The sequence below is a fragment of the Galbibacter pacificus genome, assembly GCF_029603165.1.
GTDB classification, from domain to species: Bacteria; Bacteroidota; Bacteroidia; order Flavobacteriales; family Flavobacteriaceae; genus Galbibacter; species Galbibacter pacificus.
The window spans coordinates 365,947-388,638 of the sequence record NZ_JAQSVC010000001.1; the positions used below are offsets into that span (position 1 = coordinate 365,947).

Consider the following 22,692-nt stretch of genomic DNA (forward strand, 5'->3'; position numbering starts at 1 on the left):
TATGAAAAATACACTGTCAATATTTATAGCATTATTTTCTTACGTGGGCATATTAAGTGCTCAACAGACAAACTTTACCTCTGGTAGCGCTACGGTGCAATCTACGGAGGTATCTAAAATTTATGATAAGAATAAGAGCAGTTATTGGTTCTTAACTAAAAATGACCAAAAAACAAATCAACAACTAACACTAACGCTTACTAAGCCGGGAGATGTGTCAGAGTTAACAATCCTGACAAATATGGCCCAGAAGGAGCTATCAATACATAACCTACAATTATTTATTTCCTATGACCCTATGAACATGGGGGATCCAATCAATTACAAAGTAAGCAAAAACGGTGCTGATTATGTTCTTAAATTTCCGCCAAGATATGGGGCACATCTTCAATTAGTATTTGAGGGAAATTCTTTTAATGATTTGGTTAAAATTTTTGAGCTTTCCATAGGCTATGAGCAAAAATCAGATGATGTTCATGATACCTTTAAGTTAGAAGAACAACCTTGGATGGATGCCTCCAGATCGGTAGAGAAACGTGTTACTTTGCTTATAAATTCGATGTCTCAAGAAGATAAAATGGAACTGCTTAGAGAGGGGTGGGGGATTCCCGGTATACCAAGACTCGGAATTCCTTTCATTAATAAAGTAGAGGCCATACATGGATACTCTTATGGTAGTGGCGCCACTATCTTCCCTCAATCAATAGGATTAGGGGCAACATGGGATAAAGCTTTAGTTGAAAAAGTATCGGGCATTATTGGAGATGAAACAGTAAGCGCCCATACCATTCAGGCCTGGTCACCGGTTCTTGATGTAGCTCAGGATGCTCGATGGGGACGTGTTGAAGAGACTTATGGTGAAGATCCCGTATTGGTAACCAAAATTGGGAGTGCTTGGGTAAAAGGATTTAAATCCAGAGGACTTTTCGTAACACCTAAACATTTTGCAGCCCATGGTGCCCCATTGGGTGGTCGTGATTCACATGATATTGGGCTGTCCGAACGGGAAATGCGTGAAATTCACCTAGTGCCTTTCAGAGAAATTATTCAAAAGTATGATGTACAGTCAATTATGGAAGCTTACTCCGACTATTTAGGGGTTCCGGTAGCTAAAAGTAAGGAGCTATTACAAGGTATTTTAAGAGAAGAATGGGGGTTTGATGGCTTTATTGTCAGTGACTGTGGTGCCGTTGGGAATCTGACAGCTCGGAAACATTATACTGCAGAGGACTATATTGTAGCAGCAAATCAGGCTTTAGAGGCTGGTATAGCTACTAATTGCGGTGACGTTTATAATAATTCTGCAGTTATTCAGGCAGCTAAGGATGGTCGATTAAATCAGGAAGCATTGGACAATACATGTAAAACTATTTTAAGAACGATGTTTCGGAATGGACTTTTTGAGAACAACCCTTCCGAACCTTTAGACTGGGATATTATATATCCTGGATGGAATAGCGCGGAACATAAAGCCGTAGCAAGGGAAGCAGCTAGAAAGTCTATCGTTATGCTAAAGAATAAAAATGCTGTATTGCCACTATCTAAATCGCTAAAAAAAATAGCTGTTATTGGCCCGGGGGCTGATGATCTACAACCAGGAGATTATACGGCTAAACTACAGCCTGGACAATTGAAATCGGTTTTGTATGGAATCAAAGAAAGCGTGGATGAAAATACAAATGTTATTTTCGAAAAGGGTTGTGAATTTTTTGATACAAAGAACTCAGATATACAAGCAGCTGTAAAAGCAGTCAGAACTTCGGATGTTGCTGTCCTTGTCCTTGGGGATTGTTCAACTAGTGAAGCCAGCAAAGGTGTTACAAAGACATCGGGAGAAGCAAATGATTATGCAAGTTTGATTCTGCCTGGTGATCAACAGAAACTATTAGAGGCAGTTTGCGCAACAGGAAAACCCGTAATATTAATTTTACAAAGCGGGAGGCCCTATAACCTTAGTTTTGCTAAGGAGCACTGTAACGCAATACTTGTAAATTGGTTGCCAGGTCAAGAAGGGGGACCAGCTACTGCGGACGTGTTATTTGGGGATTATAATCCATCTGGAAAGCTGCCCATGACCTTTCCTAAAAGTGTGGCACAGCTTCCCTTATATTATAATTTTAAAACTTCTGGAAGAGGTTATAATTATGTAGACATGGACTTTTATCCTTTGTATCGTTTTGGTTATGGATTAAGTTATACCCATTTTACTTATTCTAATTTAAAAACCGAAGTTTTAGCAAATGGATCTATCTCAGTAAATATAGATATCACCAATTCCGGCCCTATAGATGGTGAAGAAGTAGTACAATTATATATTACTGATATGTTTGCAAGTGTGAAAACGAGGGTACTTGAATTAAAGGATTTTGAAAAGGTTATGTTAAAGCCGAAACAAACTAAAGCAATCAAGTTTATCCTTAGTCCGTACGCACTTTCATTACTTAATGATAAAATGGACAGGGTTGTTGAAAAAGGTGCTTTTAAAGTCTCAGTAGGGGGAGTTAGCCCAAGATATAAAGCCGGTAATAATATAAAAGAAAGTGTGGGTTATGGATCAGATAATGAGGGTCTTACATCGATAGTTGAATATGGCCAATCTTTTAAAGCAGATTTTCATATAGAACTTCAAAAGTCACAAGAAGCTACAGAAAATAATATAGCATATAAGATAGTGAATTTAGGAAATATTACAGACACCGACAAACTGAAACTTTACGTCAACGGAAAGGAATATACATCACAGAATATAGAATTGGCAGCTGGAGAAGAAAAAATAGTAAAATTTAAACTTCCTCAAATTCTCATTAAAGATGTTATAGTAACGAGTAAATATAAGAGTCTTTCAACCTCTTTGTAATAAATAAATTATTTCATTTTATGGAAAAAATAGTTAAAAATCTGATAGTTGTTATAGCTTTCTATTTGGTACAACCGATGCTATCACAGAACGTTGAACCAGCAAGTATTCGGACAACTGAAATTTCAAATACATGGAAGGACCGTGCTAAGGTCATTTCGAATAAGGAGTTACAAAATGATAAAAATATATTATGGTATGCCGAGCCAGCCAATGAATGGGAGAAAGCTTTACCGCTTGGAAATGGGCAACTTGGGGCTATGGTATTTGGGGGGGTTCAAGATGAAAGAATACAATTGAATGAAAGTACTTTATGGGATGGGTATGCACAGGATGCCAATAATCCGAAAGCACTTTCTGTATTACGGGAAGTCCAGGGTTTGTTGTTCCAGGATCAAAATGAGCGAGCAGTAGCCTTAGCAGAGAAAAATATGTTAGGCATACCTGCCGGGGTTAAATCCTATCAATCTTTGGGAGAATTATGGCTAGATACCCCCCATGATCAGGTGAATGGCTATGTACGGAGTCTGGATATGGAAAATGCCATAGTCCATACGGATTATTCTTATAAAAACACCAAATTTAATAGGGAGGCATTTATTTCTTCAGTGGATAAAGTAATGGTAATACGATTTACTGCGGACAAAAAAGAGAAAATAAATCTATCATTCACATTAAAAAGGGCACAGGATGCCCAGATTCAGGTTGATCCTATAGACTCTAATTCCCTTATATTAAAAGGTCAAATACGCTTAAACACCAAAATGGACACAATCGAAGGACTTAGTTTTTCGGCTCAAGTTAAAGTGATATCACAAGACGGAAAAGTTTCCCAAAAAAATGGTACGATAAAAGTAGAGAATTCAAGTGAGTTGATGATATTGGTGGCGGGAGCAACCAATTACCCAGGATTGGCCCATGCACATACTGGTATATTAAAACCTAAAGATTATCCACTTCATGCATGTAAGGATATTATTGAAAAAGCATCCGATAAATCATATGAACAGTTAAAATCCGATCATATAAAATTTTATAAAAAATTCTTTGACCGGGTTGAAATTAATCTTGGAACAGATAGAATTATGGGATCAAAGTCAACAGCTCTAAGATTGGATGATGCAAAAATTGACGGAAAACCTGATTTGAGATTAATTGAAAATTACTTTCAGTTTGGTAGATATCTCTTAATTTCAAGTTCACAACCAGGCACTATGCCCGCTAATCTACAAGGATTATGGGCCTGGCAAATGCATGCCCCGTGGAATGCCGATTACCATACGAATATTAATTTCCAAATGAACTATTGGCCTACTGAGATTACCAATCTTTCTGAATTGCACCAGCCATATTTTGATTTATTAAGTTCTTTAATTGTTCCAGGGGAACGAACGGCAAACACGATGTATGGAGCAAGAGGATGGGTTGTCCACCATTTAACGGATGCTTGGGGATTTACGGTTCCTGCCGATGGCCCCCAGGGGATATGGCCAATGGGCGCCGCCTGGGCTGTTCGTCAGGCCTGGGATTATTATGCATATACGGGGGATAAAATTTTCTTAAAAAACACTGCCTATCCCTTAATGAAAGGGGCTTCTAGGTTTATTATGGATTTTTTGGTAGAAGCCCCTAATGGAACTGCATGCCCTGGTAAATTAGTGACAAACCCTTCATATTCCCCAGAAAATACCTTTATTAAACCGGATGGTTCAACTTCTGTTTTTACTTACGGAGCTACTATGGATTTACAAATAATCCATGAGCTTCTCACAACAACCAAAGAAGCCGCTGACATTTTAAATATGGATGAATTGTTTCAAAAGGAATGTTTAAAAACCCTTAAACAACTAGCACCAATAAGAATAAGTAAAACTACGGGGAGGATTATGGAATGGGCAGAAGATTATGAGGAGGTAGAGCCACATCATAGGCATACATCACATTTATTTGGATTATATCCTTCAAACCAGATAACAATATTGGAAACCCCAGATTTGGCTAGAGCTGCAAAAAAAACTTTAGAGGGTAGAGGAGATGGCGGGACAGGTTGGAGTCTGGCGTGGAAAATAAATATGTGGAATCGTCTTCATGATGGGGAACATGCATATCTATTGTTATCCAATTTACTTAAAGATAAAACATTGCCAAATTTATTTGATAATCACCCTCCATTTCAAATAGATGGAAATTTTGGTGCCACTGCTGCAATAGCAGAAATGTTTGTTCAGAGCCAATCAAGGGATAAGAATGGAAATTATATAATAGAACTATTACCTTCTTTGCCTAAAGAATTTATAAGGGGCCATGTCTCTGGGCTTTTGGCAAGGGGAGGATTTGAGGTCAGTATTAGCTGGAATAATAAAAAAATAAGGGAGGTTCGAATCAAATCTAATAAAGGTGGTGTCCTGAATATAAAATACAATGGTTTGAGTTTTAAGGGGAAAATGACTCAAGGCACTACAATAAAATTAAACGGGGACCTAAATCGAATATAATATGACAATGAAAATAAAACTAGTTACCAAGGGATTGACTGCTATGGTATTAATAGTACTTTTAAGCAGTTGTGATAAGACTAAATATGATAATCAGGTAAGTCTACCGAATACACCGGTTGATTATGTCAATCCATATATGGGAAATATAAGCCATATGCTCGTGCCTACCTTTCCCACAATTCATTTACCGAACAGTATGTTGCGTGTTTATCCGGAGAGGAATGATTATACAGGGGATCGACTTCATGGACTACCATTAATAGTAACAAGCCATAGGGGGAGTTCTGCTTTTAATTTAAGTCCTTACAGAGGTTCAGAATTCGATTTAAAACCAGTTTTGAATTATTCATATGATCAGGAAAAAATCACCCCTTATTCCTATCAAGTCTACTTAGATGAACAAAATATATCATTGGATTATGGACTTTCCCATCAGTCGGGAATGTATGAAATATCTTTAGAAGGAGATTTAAAGAAAGATGTTTTTTTGATATTGAATTCAAAAAATGGATTTCTTCAATGGGATGGAACTGCGTTTTCAGGGTATCAGAATTTAGCAAACAATACAAAAGTGTTTATTTATTTCAAACCGGAACACCTACCAAAAGAGGTCACTGTTTTAAAAAATGGAGCAAGTATTTCCGGACATCAAACTACAGGTAAGAATGCTAGTTTGATACTTAAGTATGCAGAAAGCATTAAAAAAATAGCCATACAATACGGTGTTTCTTTCATAAGTGAACTTCAGGCGAAAGCAAATATGAAAAGGGAAATAGAAGGCAAAACCCTCGAAAAGATACAACTTTTAGGAAAGGAAATATGGAATGAGTCTCTTGGTAAAATTCAAGTGAAAGGTGGTGATATACAAGACGAGCATGTTTTTTATACTTCTCTTTATCGATGTTTTGAACGCCCTGTTTGCATTTCTGAAGATGGACAATATTTTAGTGCATTTGATGGCAAGGTACATCAAGATAATGGGAGGGACTTTTATACTGATGATTGGATTTGGGATTCTTATAGGGCACATCACCCACTACGAGTTCTTATTGACCCAAAGAAAGAGCAGGATATCTTAAACTCCTTTATCCTTATGTCAGAACAAATGGATAATTTTTGGTTGCCAACTTTTCCGGAAATTACTGGAGATAGTCGACGAATGAACTCCAATCATGGCGTGGCAGCTATAATTGATGGATACAGGAAGGGACTGACAGATTTCGATTTGGAAGCTGCATATAAGGCAGCTAAGGGTGCCATTACTCAAAAAACACTAGCGCCGTGGTCAGGAAAGCCGGCAGGTTGGTTAGATTCCTTTTATAAGGAACATGGATATATTCCTGCTTTATATCCAGATGAGGAGGAAACTGTGGAAGAGGTAAATCATTTTGAAAAGAGACAACCTGTGGCAGTTTCTTTGGGAACGGCCTATGATCAGTGGTGTTTGTCCCAAATAGCTAAAGAACTTCATAAACAAAATGATTATAAGGCTTTTCTTAATGCGTCCTACAATTATAGAAATTTATTTAATACCCAGACGCTCTTTTTTCACCCTAAAGATAAAGAGGGGAAATTTATCGAACCTTTTGATTATGTATTTTCCGGGGGTCTGGGAGCAAGAAACTATTACGGAGAGAATAATGCATGGACATACAGATGGGATGTACAACATAATATCGCTGATTTGATTAACCTAATGGGTGGAAACGAATCCTTTATTTCCAATTTAGATGCTATGTTTTCAGAGCCTATGGGCAAAGGAAAATCTCAGTTTTATGCTCAGTTACCGGACCAAACAGGAAATGTGGGGCAATTTAGCATGGCCAATGAGCCTTCCTTACATATTCCTTATTTATACAATTATGCTGGAGCACCATGGAAAACACAAAAAAGAATACATAAACTGATTCATACTTGGTTTAGAAATGATCTAATGGGAGTACCAGGAGACGAAGATGGGGGCGGTATGTCTTCATTTGTTGTCTTTTCTCAACTTGGATTTTATCCGGTAACTCCGGGATTACCTATCTATAATATAGGAAGTCCATTTTTTGAGAAAAGTACCATTGAGTTAGAAAACGGTAAAAAATTTACCATCATTGCCGAAAATTACTCTATGGAAAATAAATACATACAATCTGCAACCCTAAACGGAACCCCTTTAAATAAGGCATGGTTTACACATCAAGAATTGATGCAAGGAGGAACCCTTAAACTTCTAATGGGATCTAGGGCAAATAAAACTTGGGGAAGTAATCCGGCAATGGTTCCCCCATCCGCTGAACCATATATTAAAACTACAAAAAATGAAAACTAAATTACTTATAAAAAGAATAAAGTTCATAAAATTGATTTCCTTTTTGGTTTTGATACTATTTTTTTTGAATGGATGTCAAAAGAAAAAATCTACTCGTATTTATAAAGATTTTACAAAAGATTTTTCCTTGAGGGTAAATAATCTATTAAGCTATATGACTCTTGAAGAGAAGGTAGGCATGTTGCGTTACGACAATCCGGGAGTCCCCCGTTTGGGAATCCCCCGATACAATTGGTGGAACGAATGTTTACATGGAGTGGCAAGAGCCGGAGAAGCGACAGTTTTCCCTCAGGCAATAGGCTTGGCTTCCAGTTTTGATGAGAGGCTCATGAAAGAAGTAGCAACGGTCATTTCTGATGAAGCTAGGGCAAAACATCAATACTTTAAGAATCAAGGAGTAAGGGGGATATATAGTGGACTTACTTTTTGGTCACCCAATATAAATATCTTCAGGGATCCAAGATGGGGAAGGGGGCAAGAAACATATGGAGAGGATCCATATTTAACTTCTAGAATGGGAGTAAACTTTATACAGGGATTGCAAGGAGATAATCCTAAATACTTGAAGCTAGTGGCAACCGCTAAACATTTTGCAGTTCATAATGGACCAGAAATTTCAAGGCATAGTGATGATTTTGATGTTTCAGACAAGGATTTGAATGAAACTTATTTGCCAGCTTTTGATGCGGCAGTCAATGAGGCTAATGTGCAATCTATTATGTGTGCATACAACGCATTTAGAGGTGTTCCTTGTTGTGCTAATAATCTATTGCTTGATAGTGTTTTACGTAAAAAATGGAAATTCAATGGATATGTGGTTTCTGATTGTGGAGCTATTTCTGATTTTTACAGGGAGGGTGCACATGAGTATGTATCTACAAAGGATGAAGCTGCATCAGTAGGAATTAAATCTGGAACTGACCTGAATTGTGGGGATGTATATCAGAATCTGGATGCTGCCATAAAAAAGGGGTTAGTTGATACAACTTTTATAAATAAATCAGTGAAGAAATTATTGACTACAATGTTCAAATTGGGAATGTTTGATCCTGATAGTATTGTTCCTTATACACAAATTTCCATTGATGAAGTTGCCAATGAAAAGCATATTGATTTGTCAAGGAAAGCTGCTCAAGAATCTATTGTTTTATTAAAGAATAAAATGCAGGCGCTCCCTTTATCTAAAAAGATAAAATCAATAGCTGTGATTGGTCCAAATGCAAATTCATTGGATGCATTATATGGGAACTATCATGGAATTTCTAAAAATCCAATTACACCGGTAAAAGGCATTCAAGAAAAACTCGCTAAAGATGCAGCCATATATTATGCTCCAGGAACACCATATGTGGATGGAATGAATATTTATCAAGATATACCTGAACAAGTATTTTACGTAGACTCTACGCTTTCAAGACGTGGTCTTCAAGGCAAATATTATAAAAGTTTAGATTATACGGGAACCCCGGCTTTGGATAGGGTAGATAAAAAAATGGATTTTAATTGGATGGATAAAATGCCAATTGAACTTCCTTATAATAGTCGATTCTCTATTATATGGAAAGGGATTTTACTGCCTGAATATACAGGGAAATATAAGTTTAAAACTAGAGGTGAAGTTTTTGTTGATGGGAAGAAGGTGGATGGAGAAATATCATTAAAATCTGGAGTGAAATACAATTTTGAGTTCAGAATACACGGTAACCAAATGTATGACGAAACAATTGTTCCAGCAATTAAATTATTATGGGCTAGAACAGATTATGATTATGCTCAGGAAGCTCTTGATGTAGCCAAAAAAGCAGAGGTTGTTATTTTTTGTGGAGGACTCTCACCAAGAATTGAAGGAGAAGAAATGGGAACCTTTAAACTTGAAGGATTTGAATATGGAGATAGAAGTTTATTAAAACTTCCAGATGTTCAAACAAATTTACTAAAGAGAATGAATGCACTAGGGAAAAAAATAATATATGTAAACATGAGCGGAAGTGCTGTGGCCTTTAACTGGGTTAATAAGTATGTTAATGGGATAATCCAAGTATTTTATCCGGGGGAACAGGGAGGCAATGCATTGGCTGATGTTTTATTTGGGGACTATAACCCCTCTGGACGTTTACCGATAACTTTTTATAAATCTGTAGATGACCTAGGGGATTTTAAGGATTATAGCATGAAAGGTAAAACATACCGCTATTTTGAGGGCAGCCCATTATATCCTTTTGGGTATGGTTTGAGTTATTCGAAATTCAAATACAGCGATTTAGTTATTGAACAAGACACATCAAAAGATGAAGTTACATTATCTGTAAAAGTTACCAATAATGGTCATATGGATGGGGAAGAAGTTGTACAGGTATATATGGGGAATAATAAAGTAATTGGGCAGCCTATAAGGAGTTTAAAAGCATTTAAGCGAGTATCAATACCAAAGAATCAATCAGTCAAAGTAGAATTTGTCCTTACCGGAAAATCTCTAAAGTATATTGATCAATATGGGATTTCAAAACCAATTTCAGGCGAAGTTGAATTGACAATAGGTGGAGGCTATGCTACTATTAATGAAAATTATATCAAGAAAAAATTAGAAATAAAATAAAAATGAGAGACCAACTAAAAGAAAAAATTGTGCCAAGGAAAAACTTAGTTCCTTTTATTTTAATAACATCGCTTTTTGCATTATGGGGATTCGCAAACGCAGTTACCGATCCTATGGTTCAGGCTTTTAAAAAAGTTTTAGAACTTTCAAACTCTCAAGCAGCATGGGTACAAATGGCATTTTATGGAGGTTATTTCTGTATGGCATTACCAGCGGCACTCTTTGTGAGAAAGTATTCATATAAAACTGGGGTTTTAATCGGTTTAGGCCTATATGCCTTGGGAGCCTTATTGTTTTATCCAGCAGCAATATCAGGGCAATTTTGGTTTTTTTGTATAGGGTTATACATATTAACTTTTGGGTTAGCTTTTTTGGAAACAACAGCTAACCCATATATTCTTGCTATGGGAGATCCAAAAACTGCTACAAGGAGATTAAATCTGGCACAGGCCTTTAATCCTGTAGGATTGATATTAGGTTTATTAGTGGCACAACAGTTTGTATTGAAAAAACTACAGTCTGATGATATAGTTAATTTTGGTGCATTATCTCAGACTAAGATTGCTATGATCCGTGCCTCTGATTTGATGGTTATACGTAACCCTTATTTAATTCTAGGCCTAGTTGTTATTGGAGTTTTTGTGATGATTATAATAAGTAAGATGCCTCAGGCAAAAAGCGATGGTCAGATTATAGGTCTAGGCAATACATTTAAATCATTATTAAAAAATAAAGGCTACATATCAGGGGTCATTTCACAAGTATTATATGTGGGAGCCCAAATAATGTGCTGGACCTATATATATCAATATGCTGAAGCAATTGCTATTCCGAGTGATATTGCAGCTAATTATCAATTTATGGCATTTATGGCATTCTTAATAGGAAGAGCTATAGGTACCTATTTATTGCGGTTCTTTAATCCAGGTAAATTGCTAATGTATTTTGCGGTATTAGCCTTTCTTTTTACGCTGGGGACCATCTTTATTGAGGGAATTTTAGGGTTGTGTTGTTTGGTTGGAATTTCATTTTGTATGTCACTTATGTTTCCAACTATTTATGGAATAGCACTTGATGGCTTGAATGAAGAAGAGGCCAAAATAGGAGCAGCAGGATTAGTGATGGCTATTGTAGGAGGGGCTTTGATGCCAAAGTTACAAGGGATGATTATAGATTTAGGCGGGACAGGAGTTAAAGATTTGAATTTATTTGGAGTTACAGAAGTAAATTTTTCTTTTATTCTGCCATTGGCTTGCTTTATTGGGATTACTTTATATGGTTATTTTACATATAAAGAGAAAGAAAAACTATATAATTAGGCTAAATATAATGGATTATTATATAGGTTATGATATTGGCAGTACATCAATTAAAGGAGCTTTGATTGAGAATGAAAGTGGTAGGTCAATAAGTGTTTTACATATCCTAAAAATGAAATGAATATAGATTAAATGGGGTAGAATGTACTGAAAGGCAACATCAGGAAAATCGCAGAAGTGAATTTATAGTTGAAATTAAATAAGAAGAATTATCCATAACCTTATATATTTAGTTTAGTGAGATACTCTGATATTTTGTCGTACACAAATATTACTCCTGTTGATTATTTACATGTATAAATGAAAATAAATTATATGATACCCTCTTCAATGACTTCAATTAAATGTTTTATATCTTCAATAAAATGATTTGAAATTTGTATCTCTGGGGTCACCATCGAGGACAAATTGATATTTTTCGATTTGTCCTCTTTTTTGTTTATTTGTAGGTTGCTGTTAATCAATAGTATTATAGCTATTGCTTCATTAATTTTAGTGGTTCGAACTTTTCCAGATATTATCGTTAGCTTTTCAGGAAAAATGGAGGGAATTAACTTTCTTTTAACAAAAATATCTCCCTTTGAATACAGGATATCCAATTTTGAAATACAATTGTATCCTTTTTCCAATAAAGAATTAATATTAAAATTATCACTCTGAAAACCAGACAGTTTAGATTCTGTCTTAATGATTTCTTCTCCGCACTCTGATTTTATAGCACGGAAGTCCTCAGCATCAATATTGCCGTTTAATAAGAGGTTTCTGGTCTTTTTTATTTTTTTATCTTGTTTGGTGACGCTTTTATTTATCCCTGTCTTTATAAATTATAAACCTCTCTTAATGCTTCTGCAAGTGCTTTAGGTTTTCTGCCGATTAGCTTTTCCAAATCTTTAGTTACAATTTCATACTGATGGTTTTTGATATCGGTTGAAAAACCCGCAATTATAGAAACCATAAATTCATTTACACCATTCTGTTTCAATTTCTGTGTGAATTCTTTCAGATTTGCATTGGTATAATTAACTTCTTTGCCAGAGATTTCCGAGAGAGCTTTCGCAACATCGGTATAAGAATACAATTCGCTACCTGCAATTTCGTAGGTTTTATTTTCATGACCGTCTTGCAACAGCACATTAGCTGCAGCTTCCCCCATTTCCCTGCGCAGTGCATAAGGCAATTTTCCATTTCCGGCCGGAAGAAAAATGCCGGTTTCAAAGACATGTTCGCCTACGTGCATCGGGATTACGTCTGTATAAAGTGAGTTACGTAAAAAAGTGTAGGACAATCCACTTTTTTTAATATGACCTTCTGTTTGAAAATGGCTTTCCATCAATTTTTTTGTGGCAGACTTATTTACGTCCTTCAATGAAACGCCTGTATATGCAATATGTTTAATGCCTGCCTTTTTGGCTTCATCCACTACTGCTTTTTGTTGTTCTGCCCTGTTATGGTCTATGGTAGAAATAAGCAATAATTTTTCAATTCCTTCAAAGGCTTTCTCGATCGAGGCAATATCGTCAAAATCGGCAATGCGTACTTGTATGCCCTTTGCTTTTAATGATTGGGCTTTTTCTTCACTTCTTGCCAAAGCGATAAAGCTGTCTACCGATATGTTTTTCTGTAAATGGCTTATTACTGCTGAACCTAAATGTCCTGTTGCTCCTGTTACCAATATCATGATTTCTGTATTTTACGATTAATAATGGCACAAAAGTAGGATATATAGTTACTATTATGCTAATTGTTACCTATTGGTAAGTAGTTACCTTAAAGTAACTATTTTGTTTATCTTTGCAACCAATAAGATTAATAAAATGATGGATAAAAAATCGCTGTCTGAAGATTGCCTCAGAAATCTTCGAGGAATAAAAGACACTCAAGACTTATTGAGTGGCAAGTGGAAAACTTCTATTATTGGGGCGCTATACCATAACGGTAAGTTCAGGTTTATGGAATTAAAAAGGCATATAGATGGCATTGCCCCCAAAGTGTTGTCCAAAGAGTTAAAGGACTTGGAGATGAACCGCCTTATAACGCGTAAGGTAAGAGATACGATGCCTATAACTGTTGAATACGAATTGACCCCTCAAGGCAAAAGCTTGAATAAGGTTATAAATGCTATGGGAGAATGGGGGGTAAGATATAGGGAGTTAATGATGAAAAAATAATTTTTTATGACACTTATTATTTAGGGGCGCTTTAATTTTATTTCAAAGAAGCAAACGTCTGCTCCGTGATAATGGGAAGGCAAGCCTGAAGAGTCATTCAATTTCTTGATTCCTAAAAAATCAAAGCCACATTTTTTGTAATGATTTATTAATTTTTCATTATCACCACAAGTGTCCATTTTGATGAATCGTTTATGCTGGGTATCTGCTAATTCCTTTGCCCAGTCAACAATTATTTTCACGAAATTATTCCCCCTAAAATTGGGGTTTGTTGCTATTCTGTGAATATATATAGAAGATTCTTCTCCTTCGTCTTCCCAAATTTGAGGATCACTGTAAGTTATCGCCCAGATACAAGCTATTTTGTTTTCAATTACCAATTTAAATTGGCGATCTTCCATAACTTCATTGGATATTAATTTTTCATCAAATTCCGGCCATTGATTTTCTGGAAATTTTTCCTTTTGAAAATCAGTAGCCAATTTATAAAGTCTAAATATTTCGGGAATATCGCGTTGTGTACTGTTCGTAATTTTCATATTATTAAGCTACTTTAATTTTTTAATAACACACGGAACGATTTTACTGTTCTGTGATATATTCCATTATCACTCTTTTTTACAGAGGTTCCTATTTCCTTTCCAATTTTTCTATAAAAGTTAAATGATTTCGGGTGGCTACTGCTTACTAGGAGATACTCAAAATTTTTCTTTGCATAATATGGCAAAATAACCTCATTTAACCAATAAGAACCATAGCCATTTCCTTTATCGACAATATGAAAATACTTTAAAAGTACTGTTTTATTTTCTGGAAGATTTGATAAGTCTTCCATTCGATCTAATTCACCTCCCACAATTAATAATACACCAATTATATTTTTGTTTTTTTCAATTGTATGTGTTTCAAAACAAATGCCGGGCTGTTTTTTTAGATTTTCAATATAGCGTATAGAATGATAGAGTTCGTTATAATCATCCCAATCATTTTCTAATTTCCAATTGACATATTTTCCAATAGGAGTTAGAAAATTATGATGAAATTTTTTATGAAGACTAAAAATCACACCTTCTTTGTTGCTTGTTATTTCCATATTACAAAAATATGAAAAGGGTAAATGCTTTAGGTGGTTATTCTATCTTGATTTAAAAAGGTGCCCTTCAGTTTTATACGATACTTTACATCAATAACTTCAATTAAACGCTTTAAATCTTTAATGAAATGATTTTGAACTTTACTATCTAACAATAATAATTATATCATCAAGGAGCAATACCTGCCAGGACGAAAACTTTTCACAAATGCTTGGTCTCATCTCAATCTGCTAAATGACAAATAGATAACCAGTAGTAATTATTGCCTTTATAAAAGGGGAACTCGTTGAACAGATGCTATATTTTGGAGAGTACTTAAATGGTTTTCTTCTTAGCATTTAATTAAACAATGCCCTATACTGTAAAGGTGTTTGGTGGGTTTTCTTTTTAAACATACTACTAAAGGATTGGGGATGTTGAAAACCTAAATTATATGCTATCTCCTTAACGCTTAAATTGGTAGTTGATATTAAATCCTTGGCCTCATTTATTATGAAATTTTGAATATAGGTCTGTGCATTTTGACCAAGGAGGTTCCGTAGCATATCACTGAGATAACTTGGGGACATATTTAATTCTTCTGATAGGTATTGAACTGTAGGAAGCCCTGAAATACTAGCTTTCGTATTTAGATAATCACGAAGTATTTCTTCTATTTTTATTAATAGATCATTGTTTTCAGCATTCCTTGTAAGAAATTGTCGGTTATGAAATCTTCGTGAATAATTTAGAAGAAGATCTATATGAGATATTACCAGATCTTGGCTATAGTTATCAATATTATTTTTTAATTCATTTTTGATTTGTTGGAGCAGCGTCATAATTATTTCATTTTCTTTCTCTGAAAGATGGAGCGCTTCGGCAATAGCATAGGAGAAAAAACCATAGGTGTTAATGACTTTTCCTAAGGCCGAATGACGAATGAAATCTGCTTTAAAAACTAACATAAAACCGGTTACCGGATTATTTGAGATATTGGTGACTGAAAAAATCTGTCCAGGCTTGGTAAAACTCATCATCCCATCATCAAAGTCATAATCGCGCTGTCCATACTTAAACTTTCCTGAAGAACCTATCTTGCAGGCAACGCAATAGAAGTCATAAAAAAAACTTTTCCAAATTTCCCTATCATCAAACTTTATATTTTCAAAGTCAATGACACTTACCAATGGATGGTCGGGCTTATTTAAATGAAATAAGCTATGGAGCTCGGGTATTGATTTTATTTTTACCGGACCGGACTTTTTAATAGACATTTTATTTAAAATCAGTTTGTAAAGATAACTGTTTCCATTTTTCTAATTCTTCCCGTTCCCTTTCACGACTTTCCTTTATTGCATTAAAACTATCAGACCCTAACGGAAGATGTATGGGTGGGGATGACATTTCGGAAATTTTCAGTAAAACTTGAGCCAACTTTTTAGGGTCTCCTAATTGCATACCATCATAGCTTCGGAAAATTTCAACTTGTTTTTCCAAGTTATAACCCTCAATTGCATTTTTGGCAATTGATAGACTATCCTCACTCATAAAACTTGTACGAAAAGTACCAGGTGCCAGAATAGTAACATTGATACCAAAAGGTGCCAATTCCTGTGCAAGAGCTTCGGACATTCCTATTACCGCAAATTTAGAAGCGTTATAGCTGCCATTACCCGCATGCCCTATATATCCCATCATAGAAGAAGTATTTATAATATGGCCACTTTTCTGATTTCGAAGATAAGGAAGTACATGACGTATGACGTTTGCCATTCCAAATAGATTTACATCCATTGTCTTACGGAATTCCGCATTACTTAATTCTTCGATATTTCCCAATAAGTTATATCCTGCGTTATTAACAACAACATCTATGCGTCCAAAATGATGACAACCAATGTTAATAGCTTCCTTAACATCCTGTTCATTTGTGACATCTAAATCAAGGGCTAACAAATCAATCAAATTTCCATCGAGCTTTTCTAACATATTTTTGGGATTTCTCGAAGTAGCGATTACTTTATCTCCATTATTTAAAATAGCTTTTGTTATTTCGAGCCCCATCCCTTTAGATGCTCCGGTAATAAACCACACTTTTTTTGTAACCATAACTTTATTCTTTTTGTATGAAGCAAAATTACATAGCAATTATATTAACGAAGTATTCCAATTGAAGAAATAAGTATTTCAATTGAGTAGGAAGCAAATTGTGAATATTAGTATGCCGGAGATAATAAAAAACTAAACCTTCCATGCAGATTAATGTTTTGTTCTATGTAAGATAACTTGGCTCAATTAATAATACCAATGCCTGCAATTTGAAAACATCTTAAAAAGGACAGTTTCTTGTGATTTATAGGGGCGATGGACAAAGGGTGTATCGAAAAGAAAGAGAATAATTAGCAAAGAAGCGACTTGTGTTTTTACTTTCCGAAGACCAAAGGGGGGGCGTAAAGGGGTCAAACAGGTTATTATGGGTCATGAATTTCCTGATTCAAAATAAAATTTTCATTTATTTTGAAAGGCTTCGTTAGTTATTAATCAGTTGTATTATAGCTATTGCTTCATTGATTTTAGTGGTTCGAACTTTTCCAGATATTATCGTTAGTTTTTCAGGAAAAATGGAAGAAATTAACTTTTTTTAGCGAAATATATCCCTTTAAATACAGGATATACAATTTTGAAATGCAATTACATGCTTTTTTCCAGTAAGGAATTAATATTAAAATTGCCACCTTGAAAACCAGATATTTTAGGTTTTGTTTTGATGATTTCTTCTTCGCACTCTGATTTTATAGTACGGGGGAGTCCTATGCATCAAAATTAGTATTTCCGTCAAGTCTTATATTTAAAAAAAAGAATAAAAGTTTTTTGAATTAATCAATTTATAGTATTATTGTGGAATAGAATAGAACAGTTTAATTAATAGTTGAAATTTAAATAATAATATTTATTAATATCATAGTAAAAATGTCAAGTACTTTATCCAATCTCAAGAAATGTTGCATTATGGCCATGGTAACATTTTTAATTCCATGCCTTTCTTATAGTCAGAAACTAGTTTCTGTTAATACCGAAACCAATGCATTGGTATTTACTGTTAATGAAAATAATGAATTAAATACATTGTATTTTGGGGATAAATTAAAAAATTCTTCAGAATATGAGCTCATTGCAAAGCATTATAAGCAAGGAACGGATTATTCTGAAATTTATAATTCTATATATACCCCGGCAGGGTCTAAAAATCTTTTGGAACCAGCAATAAATATCACGCATACAGATGGAAATACTTCTTTAAGCTTGGAATATATAAATGCTGAAACCAATGAGGTTGAACCTAATGTGCACCTAACTAAAATTGTTTTACAAGACAAAGTCTATGATCTTGAAGTAGACCTTTTCTTCAAAGCTTATTATAAAGAAGATGTTATAGAAACATGGACAGAAATACATAATAATGAAAAGGGGGGAATAAGATTGCATAAATTTGCATCGGTAAATTTGTACCTTTATGGGGATAATGATTTTTGGTTAACCCATTATAGTGGAGATTGGGCTCAGGAGATGAGACCAGAAGAAACAAGATTGTCTCACGGAATCAAAGTATTGGACTCTAAGTTAGGAACACGAGCCAATTTATTTCAACCGTCAGTGTTTATGGTGTCTATAGGAAAACCTGCTACAGATAATGAAGGTACGGTACTAATGGGTGGTTTGGAATGGTCTGGGAACTTTCGCAATGAATTTGAGGTGGACCCATTGAATAACTTACGAATTCTTTCAGGTATTAATAATTATGCTTCTGATTTTGAATTAAAAAAAGGGGAAGCTTTTACTACGCCTAAATTTTGGTTCTCATTATCACGTACCGGAAAAGGAGATGCTAGCCGAAACATTCACAATTGGGCTCGAAACTACAAAGTATTGGACGGAAAAGGCACCCGTTTAACCCTACTTAATAATTGGGAAGCTACATATTTTGATTTCAATGAAAAGAAACTTAAAAAATTAATTGAAGATGCTGATAAGTTGGGAGTAGACCTGTTTTTATTAGACGATGGATGGTTTGGGAACAATTATCCGAGAAATGCCGATAATGCTGGACTTGGTGATTGGGAGGTGAATCAAAAAAAGTTGCCCAACGGAATAGGGACATTGGTAAAGACAGCGGAGAAAAACAACGTCAAATTTGGTATTTGGATAGAGCCGGAAATGGTAAATCCAGATAGTGACTTGTATCATGAACACCCCGAATGGGTAATTAAGCAACCCATGCGTGAGGAACATTACTTTAGGAACCAGCTGGTTTTGGATCTTTCCAACCCAGATGTGCAAGACTTTATATTTAATGTAGTTGATGGCCTCTTTACCGAAAATCCAAATTTGGCGTATATTAAATGGGACTGTAATTCGGTTATTTATAATGCACATTCTGATTATCTTAAAGATGATGAGCAATCTGAATTGTATATAAAGTATGTTCAAGGTCTTTATAATGTACTGGAACGAATTAGAGAAAAATACCCGAAAGTTCCAATGATGTTATGCTCGGGCGGTGGCGGAAGAGTTGATTATGGAGCAATGGAATATTTTACAGAGTTCTGGCCGAGCGACAATACAGATCCGCTTGAGAGAGTGTTTATGCAGTGGGAATATTCATATTTTTATCCATCTTCAGCCATTGCTGCCCATGTTACGGATTGGGGAAATCAATCTATTAAATTTAAGACAGATGTAGCAATGATGGGGAAAATGGGCTTTGATATTGTGGTTGATGAATTGCCCAAAGATGAGCTTGAATTTTGCCAGAGAGCGATAAAGAATTACAATGAGCTGGAAAATGTTATTTGGCAAGGGGATTTATACAAGTTAAAAAACCCATGGAAAAACGAACTGGCTTCTTTAATGTATGTGGGACAGGATAAAAAGAAAGCTATTGTATTTAATTATTTGGTGAATTATCGTTACGAGAAAGGAAGTCATTCTCCAATTAAGTTAAAAGGGTTAAATCCGGCCTCCATATATGAAGTTGAGGAAATTAATGTTTTTCCTGGTCATGAACCAATTATAAATAAAGAGCATTATAGTGGAGATTTCTTAATGAAAATAGGGGTTAATCCAAAGGTAAGCTCGGGGCATCCAAGTGTGGTGCTTCGACTAAAAGAGGTTTCAAATTAGGGTAAATCCAATAGAACATAATATATTTAGCATAAAATAAAATATAAATGGATCAAATTGTCCAGCAAATTAAGGAATTAGAATCTGTTAATTCACTTTCGAAACATGAGCAGATCGTTCAAGGAATTTTGAATGCAATCAATGAAAAACATGTTTCAAAGGGAGATATGTTGCCTTCTGTTAATAAAATGATTCAGGAATTGGGTTTTGCAAGAGAAACCATTGTTAAGGCATATAAGGAACTTGTTCATAGTGGGATTATCGAGTCCAAAAATAGATTGGGATATTTTGTGGCTACTGAGGATACACAGCAGGAGCTGAAAGTAGCTTTAGTTATTTTCGCTTTTGATATTTTTCAAGAAACATTTTATGAAAACTTTAGAAATGGTCTAGGCGATTCCATTCAATTAGATATTTTCTTTCATCATAATAATTTTGAAACATTTGATACAATTGTTAATAATATCAGAGGTAAATATGGAATGTATGTTATAGCGCCTATTCCTCATAAAAGCACCCCTGAATTGTTGAGACAGCTCCCGGTTAATCGGGTTCTGTTGGTGGATAGGTTTGTGAAAACAAAAGAAGATTATAGTTACGTGGTTCAGGAATTTAGAGAATCTTCTTATCAGGCATTTTGTAAACTGAAAGATAAAATCCAGAAGTTTGATCAAGTAGTTTTTTTCTTTAAATCAAATTCTGCCGAACCCAATGAGATATTGGAGTCGTTCAATCAATTTGTGAAAGATCACCATATAAACTCTGTTATTCGCGATAATTATAAGCCGGGATCTTTAGAAAAAGGAAAAGTATATTTTACCATACATAACCTGGAATTATGGGAAATGCTAAAAGATACCAAGGCCAAAGGTTTTGTTTTAGGTAAAGACGTGGGGTTTATTTCTCATAATGATGATATTGTAAAAGAAATCATCTTTGACGGCGTAACCACATTTTCTACTGACTTTTCCAAAATGGGAACACGGGCAGCAGAATTTGTTAAAAGTGGTGAGAAAATTAAAGTAGTTGTTCCAACAGTCCTTATTGAGAGAAACTCTTTGTAAAAATGAATGTAGTTGTATTTGGGAGTTTTGTATTTTGTACATTATTGATAGCAATAATCTCTTATATAAAAACCAGGAAAGATATAACCCGCACAACAGCGGGTTTATTTTTTGCCAATAAAGAGAACAATTTTTGGATTGTGGGGGGTGCCTTGTTCCTAAGTAATATCAGTGCTAATCAGCTTATTGGGGAAAACGAGTCCATTTATATTAACAATATGAGTGTAATGGCTTGGGGGGTAAGCTCCATTTTTGCCATGTTATTGGTGGCTAAATTTATACTCCCCATCTATTTTAAGACCAACTCCATGACTATTCCTGATTATCTGGGCAAGCGATATGACGGTGCTACCAAAAGACTGGTTTCCATAATTTTTTTATGTAGCTACTTGGTAAACTTACTTCCGGCTGTTCTTTATGGAGGAGCGGTAGCTTTTACGGGAATGTTTGATTTTATGGAATTGCCAGGTATGGGGTACTGGCAACAAATTTGGCTTATGGTATGGGTAATTGGTACAATAGGAAGTTTATATTCCATTTATGGAGGCCTTCGTGCAATAACGATATCCGATAGTGTTTTAAGCATAGGGCTATTGTTGATTGGCATAGCATTCCCATACTATGGCTTTAAGGTATTGGGGGGTGGAAATTTTTTTGACGGTTTAGGGATATTGCTATCTCAACATAAGGAACATCTCAACTCAATTGGAACTTCAAGCGATGAAATTCCATTTGGGACCATTTTTACAGGAATGCTTATCATGAATGTTTATTATTGGGGAATGGAGCAATACATAGTTCAACAAGCTATGACAGCCAAAAACTTAAAAGAAAGTCAAAAAGGAATGGCCTTGGCTTGTTTAGGTAAATTGCTATGTCCATTCTTGATAAATATACCTGGTTTAATTGGGGTTCATTTGATAAGCCGTTTAGATAATACTGCTGAAATATTTCCTAAAGTAGTAGGGGAGACCTTGCCCGATATATTAATTGGATTAACGGCAACAGTTGTATTGGGGGCGGCAATTACTACATTCAATGCTGGGCTTAATAGCAGTAGCGCCTTATTCATATTAAATATATACAAACCGCTACAAAGGAAAAGAGGAAAACGGACATCTGAACGTGACCTCACACGAAAAGGTAAACTTTTTCAAATAGTGGTCTCTTTGATAGCCATGTTTACAGCACCTTTTATATTATTTGCAGACAGTGGATTTTATACCTATCTTCAGCAACTGTCCGGAATGTTTTGTGTTCCCATATTTACAATTGTAATACTTGGTTTTGTTAGTAAAAAAGTCTCTCCTTTGGCGGCTAAGTCCGGGGCAATTCTTTTTATTATTTGTTATGTGGTTGCTAATTATGTAATGGAAATACGTTTGCATTATTTACATTTATTAGGGATACTGTTTTTGCTTACTTCAGCTTGGATGCTCCTCTTAGGAGCTCTTTTGCCAAAAAACGAAATAAAAATAATGCCATTGCAGTATTCTGGTAATTTTCAGTCTTGGAAATATCTCAATTATAGTGCAATTCTTCTAATAGTTCTAATGATAGCAGTTTTTCTACTCTTTTCTCCATATGGTATTGCATAAGGTTTTAACAAAGGGTAA

General features: G+C 35.1%; 15 protein-coding genes. 9 read left to right on the forward strand and 6 right to left on the reverse strand.

Features of this window, described 5'->3' with window-relative positions; translation table 11 throughout:
• The first annotated feature begins 1 nt into the window (after window position 1).
• Genes PSF86_RS01610 through fucP form a run of 5 tightly spaced genes read left to right on the forward strand, consistent with a single transcriptional unit; the run spans window position 2 to window position 11,587 of the window.
• A complete protein-coding gene (locus tag PSF86_RS01610; RefSeq protein ID WP_277898307.1) occupies window positions 2-2,857 on the forward strand; it encodes a glycoside hydrolase family 3 C-terminal domain-containing protein in 2,856 nt (951 codons plus the stop codon).
• 20 nt (window positions 2,858-2,877) lie between these two features.
• Window positions 2,878-5,352, forward strand: a complete 2,475-nt coding sequence (locus tag PSF86_RS01615; protein ID WP_277898308.1) for a glycoside hydrolase family 95 protein — start codon at window positions 2,878-2,880, stop codon at window positions 5,350-5,352.
• A 7-nt stretch (window positions 5,353-5,359) separates the two neighbouring features.
• Window positions 5,360-7,672: a GH92 family glycosyl hydrolase gene (locus PSF86_RS01620; RefSeq protein ID WP_277898309.1), complete on the forward strand. Its 2,313-nt coding sequence runs from the start codon at window positions 5,360-5,362 to the stop codon at window positions 7,670-7,672.
• The gene (locus PSF86_RS01625; RefSeq protein WP_277898310.1) at window positions 7,662-10,268 is read left to right on the forward strand and encodes a glycoside hydrolase family 3 C-terminal domain-containing protein; all 2,607 of its coding nucleotides are present in this window, start codon (window positions 7,662-7,664) and stop codon (window positions 10,266-10,268) included. Before PSF86_RS01620 ends, PSF86_RS01625 begins: the two co-directional genes overlap by 11 nt.
• A gap of 2 nt (window positions 10,269-10,270) precedes the next feature.
• The gene (gene fucP, locus PSF86_RS01630; RefSeq protein ID WP_277898311.1) at window positions 10,271-11,587 is read left to right on the forward strand and encodes an L-fucose:H+ symporter permease; all 1,317 of its coding nucleotides are present in this window, start codon (window positions 10,271-10,273) and stop codon (window positions 11,585-11,587) included.
• A gap of 311 nt (window positions 11,588-11,898) precedes the next feature.
• Here fucP and PSF86_RS01635 read toward each other — a convergent pair whose 3' ends face one another.
• Entirely contained in the window at window positions 11,899-12,216 is a 318-nt protein-coding gene (locus tag PSF86_RS01635; RefSeq protein WP_277898312.1) for a hypothetical protein, read from the reverse strand.
• Between the two features lie 188 nt (window positions 12,217-12,404).
• Complete coding sequence (locus PSF86_RS01640) at window positions 12,405-13,265, reverse strand: SDR family oxidoreductase (protein ID WP_277898313.1); 861 nt, start codon at window positions 13,263-13,265, stop codon at window positions 12,405-12,407.
• A gap of 136 nt (window positions 13,266-13,401) precedes the next feature.
• Here PSF86_RS01640 and PSF86_RS01645 point away from each other — a divergent pair, with 136 nt between their 5' ends.
• Complete coding sequence (locus PSF86_RS01645; protein ID WP_338424008.1) at window positions 13,402-13,755, forward strand: winged helix-turn-helix transcriptional regulator; 354 nt, start codon at window positions 13,402-13,404, stop codon at window positions 13,753-13,755.
• A 20-nt stretch (window positions 13,756-13,775) separates the two neighbouring features.
• Here PSF86_RS01645 and PSF86_RS01650 read toward each other — a convergent pair whose 3' ends face one another.
• From PSF86_RS01650 to PSF86_RS01665, 4 genes are all read right to left on the reverse strand, one after another.
• Entirely contained in the window at window positions 13,776-14,294 is a 519-nt protein-coding gene (locus PSF86_RS01650) for a GNAT family N-acetyltransferase (RefSeq protein ID WP_277898314.1), read from the reverse strand.
• 14 nt (window positions 14,295-14,308) lie between these two features.
• Window positions 14,309-14,848 (reverse strand): protein kinase family protein, encoded by a 540-nt coding sequence (locus tag PSF86_RS01655; protein ID WP_277898315.1) that lies wholly within the window; start codon window positions 14,846-14,848, stop codon window positions 14,309-14,311.
• Window positions 14,849-15,187: 339 nt separating this feature from the next.
• Window positions 15,188-16,105 carry a helix-turn-helix domain-containing protein gene (locus PSF86_RS01660; RefSeq protein WP_277898316.1) on the reverse strand — a complete coding sequence of 306 codons (918 nt, stop codon included), beginning with the start codon at window positions 16,103-16,105 and terminating at the stop codon, window positions 15,188-15,190.
• Window position 16,106: 1 nt separating this feature from the next.
• Window positions 16,107-16,940, reverse strand: coding sequence for an SDR family oxidoreductase (locus tag PSF86_RS01665; protein WP_277898317.1), 834 nt, complete (start codon window positions 16,938-16,940; stop codon window positions 16,107-16,109).
• An 861-nt stretch (window positions 16,941-17,801) separates the two neighbouring features.
• On the opposite strand from PSF86_RS01665, the gene PSF86_RS01670 reads away from it, so the two are divergent.
• Genes PSF86_RS01670 through PSF86_RS01680 form a run of 3 tightly spaced genes read left to right on the forward strand, consistent with a single transcriptional unit; the run spans window position 17,802 to window position 22,674 of the window.
• Window positions 17,802-20,012 carry an alpha-galactosidase gene (locus PSF86_RS01670; protein WP_277898318.1) on the forward strand — a complete coding sequence of 737 codons (2,211 nt, stop codon included), beginning with the start codon at window positions 17,802-17,804 and terminating at the stop codon, window positions 20,010-20,012.
• A 47-nt stretch (window positions 20,013-20,059) separates the two neighbouring features.
• The gene (locus PSF86_RS01675; RefSeq protein WP_277898319.1) at window positions 20,060-21,076 is read left to right on the forward strand and encodes a GntR family transcriptional regulator; all 1,017 of its coding nucleotides are present in this window, start codon (window positions 20,060-20,062) and stop codon (window positions 21,074-21,076) included.
• Window positions 21,077-21,078: 2 nt separating this feature from the next.
• Window positions 21,079-22,674 carry a solute:sodium symporter family transporter gene (locus PSF86_RS01680; protein ID WP_277898320.1) on the forward strand — a complete coding sequence of 532 codons (1,596 nt, stop codon included), beginning with the start codon at window positions 21,079-21,081 and terminating at the stop codon, window positions 22,672-22,674.
• Window positions 22,675-22,692: the final 18 nt, after the last annotated feature.

Bases quoted from the DNA above. Each gene is read 5' to 3' on its own strand.
- PSF86_RS01650 (WP_277898314.1), bottom strand. From the start codon at position 14,294: ATGAAAATTACGAACAGTACACAACGCGATATTCCCGAAATATTTAGA.
- PSF86_RS01670 (WP_277898318.1), top strand. From the start codon at position 17,802: ATGTCAAGTACTTTATCCAATCTCAAGAAATGTTGCATTATGGCCATG.
- PSF86_RS01625 (WP_277898310.1), top strand. From the start codon at position 7,662: ATGAAAACTAAATTACTTATAAAAAGAATAAAGTTCATAAAATTGATT.
- PSF86_RS01615 (WP_277898308.1), top strand. From the start codon at position 2,878: ATGGAAAAAATAGTTAAAAATCTGATAGTTGTTATAGCTTTCTATTTG.
- PSF86_RS01640 (WP_277898313.1), bottom strand. From the start codon at position 13,265: ATGATATTGGTAACAGGAGCAACAGGACATTTAGGTTCAGCAGTAATA.
- PSF86_RS01680 (WP_277898320.1), top strand. From the start codon at position 21,079: ATGAATGTAGTTGTATTTGGGAGTTTTGTATTTTGTACATTATTGATA.
- PSF86_RS01610 (WP_277898307.1), top strand. From the start codon at position 2: ATGAAAAATACACTGTCAATATTTATAGCATTATTTTCTTACGTGGGC.
- PSF86_RS01665 (WP_277898317.1), bottom strand. From the start codon at position 16,940: ATGGTTACAAAAAAAGTGTGGTTTATTACCGGAGCATCTAAAGGGATG.
- PSF86_RS01655 (WP_277898315.1), bottom strand. From the start codon at position 14,848: ATGGAAATAACAAGCAACAAAGAAGGTGTGATTTTTAGTCTTCATAAA.
- PSF86_RS01620 (WP_277898309.1), top strand. From the start codon at position 5,360: ATGAAAATAAAACTAGTTACCAAGGGATTGACTGCTATGGTATTAATA.
- PSF86_RS01675 (WP_277898319.1), top strand. From the start codon at position 20,060: ATGGATCAAATTGTCCAGCAAATTAAGGAATTAGAATCTGTTAATTCA.
- fucP (WP_277898311.1), top strand. From the start codon at position 10,271: ATGAGAGACCAACTAAAAGAAAAAATTGTGCCAAGGAAAAACTTAGTT.
- PSF86_RS01660 (WP_277898316.1), bottom strand. From the start codon at position 16,105: ATGTCTATTAAAAAGTCCGGTCCGGTAAAAATAAAATCAATACCCGAG.
- PSF86_RS01645 (WP_338424008.1), top strand. From the start codon at position 13,402: ATGATGGATAAAAAATCGCTGTCTGAAGATTGCCTCAGAAATCTTCGA.